We start from the raw sequence: 1,852 nt of genomic DNA on the forward strand, positions 1-1,852 counted from the left end.
CGCTGCATCGAGGCGACCCACCGTCGTCGGCGCAGAGTCGCGTCAAGGGTACGGTTGCCCGGCCAGTATTACGATGCGGAGACGGGGCTTAACTACAACTACTTCAGGGATTATGAGTCAAATATTGGGCGTTATATTGAGTCTGATCCTTTAGGCCTGCTAGCCGGAGCAAACACATATGGCTACGCTCTACAGGATCCAGGCTACTTTGCCGACGCTCTCGGTCTGGATGTCGATATTAATCTGTTTCCCCCGGGAAGTAATGCGTATGATTGGATACAGAAATACCCCGGACTTTCTACGGAATGCACAATCGCAGGGCACGGCACTCCTACCTCCCTGGCAAATTTGTCTCCTGGTGATCTGGCCAAAGTGATGAAGACCTACCCTAACTGCGCAAATAAGCCAATAAGACTTCTTGCTTGCAATACGGGAGTAGCGCCTTCGCGAGGGAATCCGTTTGGTAAAAATCTGGCAAGAATTACTGGGCAGCCGGTATTCGCTCCAAACAATTGGGGATGGCTACATATCGACGGGAGTTACGGTATCGGACCATCCAATCCCCAGACCGATTGGCGAACGCCAAACGCTGAAGCCGAAGCATTGAGGAGAAAGCCTGCTTGTGAGTGTGGAACTTTTATGACGTTCAACCCATAGGAATTGGCCGTGATTAGATTATTTTGCGTGACATCCTTGTTATTTGTTATGCCAATCATATGCATGGCGAAAAATGATTCGCGGGAAGTAATTCTTGCTAGTGTTAGTTACTACTTGGATAAACAGGAAGTAAAAAAATATTCGGCAGAAGCAATGGAAGGATCGCCCGATGCCGCGCTCAAACTTACGAATTTTTATTGGATGCGGGGTAGACCTGATTTAGTGAGAGCGAAATATTGGGCAATAATAGGTTCAGAGAACGGTAGTGCGGAAGCTCAATTTAGAGCGTTCCAAGGGCTGCGAGCTTCCAAGAGCAAATTGAACCAGAGGCGTGCGCTATTCTGGCTAAAGAGATCAGCTGATCAGAACTATTCTGTAGCCGCTGCAATATTGAAGAGTTGTCCGACCATTTCGGAATCAACGTCTCCGCGCGAGCCCCCTTGTTTTGGTCCCGGGTCGGATAGATAACTTGCGTTTCCCCGGCCAGTATTACGATGCGGAGACCGGGCTCAATTAGCTCGCGCTGTGACTAGCTGTTGCGACGGATGGGCTTTTGCGTACAGCGTGATTGCGGTGACTCTGCCTTCTTGCTCACGTCGTAGACGCAGACGCTCTTGATCTGATGGCGCGGTCGGGGCTCGTAGCCTTCCCCACAGAGGCCGTCATTTGGAAGGAGAATCCCAGCAGGGACTGACTGGAGGTTCTCATGCGCACGAGTCGCTTTACCGAATCGCAGATTGTTTCGATCCTGAAGGAAGCCGACAACGGCATCCCGATCAAGGACGTGGTGCGTGCACACGGGATCAGTGTGCCGACGTACTACAAGTGGAAGTCCCGCTACGGTGGGATGGACGTGGCCGAACTGGCGCGGGTGCGTGAGCTGGAGCAGGAAAATGGCAAGCTCAAGCGGATGTATGCCGAGCTGGCGTTGGAGAACGCGGCGATCAAGGATCTGATCGCAAAAAAGCAGTGGGGCCATTGAGTCGTCGCGAAGTTGCGACGGCGTTGGTGGCTGACTACGGGTTGTCGATCCGGCGGGCATGCCGCATGGCGAGTGTGGCGCAGCGGACGTGGTATCGGCGAGCGCGCGATCCGGTGGCCGGCGATACGGAAGTGATCGATGCGCTACAGGCGCTGGTGACTCGGCATGGTCGCTGGGGATTTTGGAAGTGTTTCCGACGCCTACGGTTGGACG

Annotated in this window: 2 protein-coding genes; both read left to right on the plus strand. The window is 53.4% G+C overall.

Annotation, left to right across the window (positions count from 1 at the left end; translation table 11 throughout):
- The coding region (locus ABD002_RS12100; protein WP_343791421.1) for an RHS repeat-associated core domain-containing protein at positions 1-657 on the plus strand (657 nt) is incomplete at its 5' end.
- A 706-nt stretch (positions 658-1,363) separates the two neighbouring features.
- Positions 1,364-1,639 carry a transposase gene (locus ABD002_RS12105; protein WP_379989478.1) on the plus strand — a complete coding sequence of 92 codons (276 nt, stop codon included), beginning with the start codon at positions 1,364-1,366 and terminating at the stop codon, positions 1,637-1,639.
- Positions 1,640-1,852: the final 213 nt, after the last annotated feature.

Source organism: Dokdonella soli (assembly GCF_039523175.1).
In the GTDB taxonomy this organism is placed as follows: domain Bacteria; phylum Pseudomonadota; class Gammaproteobacteria; order Xanthomonadales; family Rhodanobacteraceae; genus Dokdonella_A; species Dokdonella_A soli.

Coding starts and splice junctions, on each gene's coding strand:
- ABD002_RS12105 (WP_379989478.1), top strand. CDS start 1,364: ATGCGCACGAGTCGCTTTACCGAATCGCAGATTGTTTCGATCCTGAAG.